Genomic DNA, 5760 nt, shown 5'->3' with positions numbered 1-5760 from the left:
GGATAGAATGGGAATACCGGTAGGTTGCCCCGGGGAATAAAAAACTTTGAAAAAAAAGCTTCAAAAATTTGGAGTAAAAGAAAAGATGTCTACCTTTGCCGCCGCTTTCACAGAAAGCAAAGTTCTTAACGCGACTGAGAGAAGTTTTGAAAGAGGAGGAAGTGCTGGCGACAGTATTTGAAACCTTTACAGAATAAGGGAAGCAGGAAAATAAAAAAGCGAAAAAAAACTTGAAAAAGTTTTTGGGAATACAAAAAACTGATTACCTTTGTCGCCCCGAAAAGAGGGAAACGAGTTCTGACTGAAACGAGAGATTTGAGAGAAGAAGGAGTGGAGGTCAGTAAAAAGTAGAAAGTAGATGACCGGCATTAGGATCGAAGATGAAGATGCTGGTTTTTTTACGCAAAGTTCATTAACATTTTGAAGCACAAAAAATAAAAAAAGCAAGGTTTAACCAACTTTGTTGATTTCTGAGAGACAAGTAAACCTGGAGCGAAGGATATTTAAACTTTTATATTTACAACGGAGAGTTTGATCCTGGCTCAGGATGAACGCTAGCGGGAGGCTTAACACATGCAAGTCGAGCGGGATTCACCTTCGGGTGATGAGAGCGGCGCACGGGTGCGTAACGCGTATGCAACCTGCCTTGTACAGGGGGATAGCCCATGGAAACGTGGATTAATACCCCATAGTATCACTGAACCGCATGGTTTAATGATTAAAACTGAGGTGGTACAAGATGGGCATGCGTAGGATTAGCTAGTAGGTGAGGTAACGGCTCACCTAGGCAACGATCCTTAGGGGTTCTGAGAGGATTATCCCCCACACTGGTACTGAGACACGGACCAGACTCCTACGGGAGGCAGCAGTGAGGAATATTGGTCAATGGACGAGAGTCTGAACCAGCCATCCCGCGTGCAGGATGACGGCCCTATGGGTTGTAAACTGCTTTTCTATGCCAAGAAACCTGACTACGTGTAGTCAGTTGCCGGTAGCATAGGAATAAGCATCGGCTAACTCCGTGCCAGCAGCCGCGGTAATACGGAGGATGCAAGCGTTATCCGGATTCATTGGGTTTAAAGGGTGCGCAGGTGGGCTTGTAAGTCAGTGGTGAAATGCTGCCGCTTAACGGTAGAACTGCCATTGATACTGCAAGTCTTGAATATGGTTGAGGTAGGCGGAATGTGTTGTGTAGCGGTGAAATGCATAGATATGACACAGAACGCCGATTGCGAAGGCAGCTTACTAAGCCATAATTGACGCTGAGGCACGAAAGCGTGGGGAGCGAACAGGATTAGATACCCTGGTAGTCCACGCTGTAAACGATGATCACTCGCTGTTTGCGATACACAGTAAGCGGCTGAGCGAAAGCATTAAGTGATCCACCTGGGGAGTACGATCGCAAGGTTGAAACTCAAAGGAATTGACGGGGGCCCGCACAAGCGGAGGAACATGTGGTTTAATTCGATGATACGCGAGGAACCTTACCTGGGCTTAAATGTAGATTGCATAGATTGGAAACAGTCTTTCCCTTCGGGGCTATTTACAAGGTGCTGCATGGTTGTCGTCAGCTCGTGCCGTGAGGTGTCGGGTTAAGTCCCATAACGAGCGCAACCCCTACCGTTAGTTGCCATCAGGTCATGCTGGGGACTCTAGCGGGACTGCCACCGTAAGGTGAGAGGAAGGTGGGGATGACGTCAAATCAGCACGGCCCTTATGTCCAGGGCTACACACGTGTTACAATGGTCGGTACAAAGGGCAGCTACACTGCGAAGTGATGCTAATCTCAAAAGCCGATCCCAGTTCGGATTGGAGTCTGCAACCCGACTCCATGAAGTTGGATTCGCTAGTAATCGCGCATCAGCCATGGCGCGGTGAATACGTTCCCGGGCCTTGTACACACCGCCCGTCAAACCATGGAAGCTGGGGGTGCCTGAAGTCTGTGACCGAGAGGAGCGGCCTAGGGTAAAACCGGTAACTGGGGTTAAGTCGTAACAAGGTAGCCGTACCGGAAGGTGTGGCTGGAACACCTCCTTTCTGGAGCACAGGTTTACATACTTACTCTGTGACGAGATTGACAATTTTGGACCTTGCTTTTTTAAAATATAACAAGAGTTACAAGCGGGAGCTGTTAGCTAGAAGCTCAAGGCTCAAAGCTTGAAGCTTGGAAGACAGTCCCGTAGCTCAGCTGGTTAGAGTACTACACTGATAATGTAGGGGTCCCCAGTTCAAGTCTGGGCGGGACTACCGCGAAGGGCGGAATATTGGAATAGAGGAGATTTGGAATGAAAATCATTCAGATACTCTCAAATTCTAATCTTCTAACCTTAAGATTTGGGGGATTAGCTCAGTTGGCTAGAGCGCTAGATTTGCATTCTAGAGGTCAAGGGTTCGACTCCCTTATTCTCCACAAGAGACTAGAAAACGTCGGAAACGTTCAGGAAAAAATGATGAACAAGAGATAATGCTGGTGCATTGGTTAAGGTTCGATTCCTTATTTATCTACGTAAGTAGAACAGTTTATTCTGTTCATGTGCTTTAAAGTTCTTTGGCATGTTGGGAAAAATAAAATTGATGATTATTATATAATAATTATCGAGAGTCAAATCACAAGATAGAGACAACTATTTTTAAACAAGAGATACAATTTTGAATCAATACGAGGATTAATATCCAAAGAAAGTTACTAAGGGCGTACGGAGGATGCCTTGGCTCTCAGAGGCGAAGAAGGACGTGACAAGCTGCGATAAGCTGCGGGGATTGGCAAATACGAATCGATCCGCAGATTTCCGAATGGGGCAACCCATCCATAAAGGATATCCGGGGTAACCTGGAGGCAAACCCGCTGAACTGAAACATCTAAGTAAGCGGAGGAAGAGAAAACAATAGTGATTCCCCTAGTAGTGGCGAGCGAAGAGGGAATAGCCTAAACCAATCTTGTTTCGGCAAGGTTGGGGTTGTAGGGCTGCGACATGAAGACATATTTTGAACTGGAACGGTTTTGGAACAGCCGGCTATAAAGGGTGACAGCCCCGTACAGGTAAGCAATACTATTCTAGCAGTACCCTGAGTAGGGCGGGACACGTGAAATCCTGTCTGAATCTGCCAGGACCATCTGGTAAGGCTAAATACTACTGAGAGACCGATAGTGAACAAGTACCGTGAGGGAAAGGTGAAAAGCACCCCGAACAGGGGAGTGAAATAGTACCTGAAACCGTGCGCTTACAAGCGGTAGGAGCTTCAATTTATTGGAGTAACTGCGTGCCTTTTGCATAATGAGCCTACGAGTTAGTCGTTACTGGCGAGGCTAAGTCTTTAAGAGACGTACCCGAAGCGAAAGCGAGTCTGAATAGGGCGTAAAGTCAGTAGCGCTAGACGCGAAACCTTGTGATCTACCCATGGCCAGGTTGAAGTGTTGGTAACACAACATGGAGGACCGAACCAGGAGACGTTGAAAAGTCTTTGGATGAGCTGTGGGTAGGGGTGAAAGGCCAATCAAACTGGGAAATAGCTCGTACTCCCCGAAATGCATTTAGGTGCAGCCTTGTGATAGTTTTACAGAGGTAGAGCTACTGATTGGATGCGAGGGCTTCGCCGCCTATCAAATCCAGACAAACTCCGAATGCTGTAAAATGTTTCACAGGAGTGAGGGCATGGGTGCTAAGGTCCATGTCCGAAAGGGAAAGAACCCGGACCATCAGCTAAGGTCCCCAAGTGTATACTAAGTTGAACAAACGAGGTCTGATTGCTTAGACAGCTAGGATGTTGGCTTGGAAGCAGCCATTCATTTAAAGAGTGCGTAACAGCTCACTAGTCGAGCGATTGGGCATGGATGATAATCGGGCATAAGTATACCACCGAAGCTATGGATTTGTACTATGTACAAGTGGTAGGGGAGCATTCCAAACTGCGTTGAAGGTGAAGCGTGAGCTTTGCTGGAGCGTTTGGAAAAGCAAATGTAGGCATAAGTAACGATAAAGGAGGTGAGAAACCTCCTCGCCGATAGACTAAGGTTTCCTGATCAACGCTAATCGGATCAGGGTAAGCCGGGACCTAAGGTGTACCCGAAGGGGGAAGCCGATGGCAAGCAGGTTAATATTCCTGCGCCCGCTATACAATAAAAGTGACGGAGAGATGTAGGTGTTAGGTACTGACGGAATAGTACGTAGAGCTTAGCCTTCGGGCGAAGCGAAACATTGAACTTTCTTCCAAGAAAAGCGAGTATAGCGGCCCGTACCGCAAACCGACACAGGTAGTCAAGGAGAGAATCCTGAGGCGCTCGAGTGATTCACGGCTAAGGAACTAGGCAAAATGACCCCGTAACTTAGGGAGAAGGGGAGCCTGCAGCAATGCAGGCCGCAGAGAAATGATCCAGGCGACTGTTTATCAAAAACACAGGGCTCTGCTAAATCGAAAGATGACGTATAGGGCCTGACACCTGCCCGGTGCCGGAAGGTTAAGTGGGGATGTTATCGCAAGAGAAGCATTGAAATGAAGCCCCGGTAAACGGCGGCCGTAACTATAACGGTCCTAAGGTAGCGAAATTCCTTGTCGGGTAAGTTCCGACCTGCACGAATGGTGTAACGATCTGGATACTGTCTCGGCCGTGAGCTCGGTGAAATTGTAGTAACGGTGAAGATGCCGTTTACCCGCAACGGGACGGAAAGACCCCGTGAACCTTTACTGCAACTTCGCATTGACTCTGGGTAAGTGATGTGTAGGATAGGACGGAGGCTATGAAGCGGGTTCGCCAGGACTTGTGGAGCCATCCTTGAAATACGTCCCTTTGCTTACTTGGAGCCTAACCCAGCGATGGGGACATTGCGTGGTGGGTAGTTTGACTGGGGTGGTCGCCTCCAAAAGAGTAACGGAGGCTTCTAAAGGTGCGCTCATGGCGATTGGTAACCGCCAACAGAGCATAATGGTATAAGCGCGCTTGACTGTGAGACCGACGGGTCGATCAGGTAGGAAACTAGAGCATAGTGATCCGGTGGTTCCGTATGGAAGGGCCATCGCTCAAAGGATAAAAGGTACTCCGGGGATAACAGGCTGATCGCTCCCAAGAGCTCATATCGACGGAGCGGTTTGGCACCTCGATGTCGGCTCGTCACATCCTGGGGCTGGAGAAGGTCCCAAGGGTTCGGCTGTTCGCCGATTAAAGTGGCACGCGAGCTGGGTTCAGAACGTCGTGAGACAGTTCGGTCCCTATCTGTTGTGGGCGTAGGAAATTTGAGAGGACCTGACACTAGTACGAGAGGACCGCGTTGGACATACCGCTAGTGTACCTGTTGTGGCGCCAGCTGCATTGCAGGGTAGCTATGTGTGGATGAGATAAGCGCTGAAAGCATCTAAGCGCGAAGCTCACCTCAAGATGAGATTTCCATTGAGGGCCGTAAGAGACGATTACGTTGATAGGCTGCAGGTGTAAAGTCAGTAATGGCAAAGCCGAGCAGTACTAATTGCCCGAAGACTTTCTACAAAAGGATTGTCCTTGTATTGATTTTGTACTCTTTCCCAACTGCCATATCTTATTTTATTGGTCTTTCTTTTTAAGAAGAAAGAAGTAAGCCAAGAAGTTTTTATCTCCAAGTAGAGGTACGAACGAAAGATTTTAGGTGGCTACAGCGGCGGGGCACCACCTCTTCCCATTCCGAACAGAGAAGTTAAGCCCGCCAGCGCCGATGGTACTGCGTAACAGTGGGAGAGTAGGTCGCTGCCAACTTTATTAAAACCTGGTTCCATAAGGAGCCAGGTTTTTTT

Annotated in this window: 1 protein-coding gene, 2 tRNA genes and 3 rRNA genes; all 6 read left to right on the top strand. The window is 48.2% G+C overall.

Annotated features, from left to right (window positions below; genetic code table 11):
• The first annotated feature begins 46 nt into the window (after positions 1-46).
• The 6 genes from D1614_RS26405 (at position 47) to rrf (ending at position 5722) form a co-directional block, all read left to right on the top strand.
• Complete coding sequence (locus D1614_RS26405) at positions 47-181, top strand: hypothetical protein (protein ID WP_262707240.1); 135 nt, start codon at positions 47-49, stop codon at positions 179-181.
• A 338-nt stretch (positions 182-519) separates the two neighbouring features.
• A 16S ribosomal RNA gene (locus D1614_RS23495) occupies positions 520-2037 on the top strand.
• Positions 2038-2173: 136 nt separating this feature from the next.
• A tRNA-Ile gene (locus D1614_RS23490) sits at positions 2174-2247 on the top strand.
• Positions 2248-2336: 89 nt separating this feature from the next.
• A tRNA-Ala gene (locus tag D1614_RS23485) sits at positions 2337-2410 on the top strand.
• Positions 2411-2676: 266 nt separating this feature from the next.
• Positions 2677-5479 (top strand): 23S ribosomal RNA (locus D1614_RS23480).
• A 132-nt stretch (positions 5480-5611) separates the two neighbouring features.
• Positions 5612-5722: ribosomal RNA gene (gene rrf / locus D1614_RS23475) — 5S ribosomal RNA — on the top strand.
• The 16S, 23S and 5S rRNA genes sit together here with 2 tRNA genes alongside, the layout of an rRNA operon.
• Positions 5723-5760 lie beyond the last annotated feature (38 nt).

The organism is Maribellus luteus (assembly GCF_003576475.1).
Lineage (GTDB): Bacteria > Bacteroidota > Bacteroidia > Bacteroidales > Prolixibacteraceae > Draconibacterium > Draconibacterium luteum.
The sequence above is the reverse complement of the archived record's forward strand: the minus strand, read 5'-3'. Positions and strand labels throughout refer to the sequence as shown.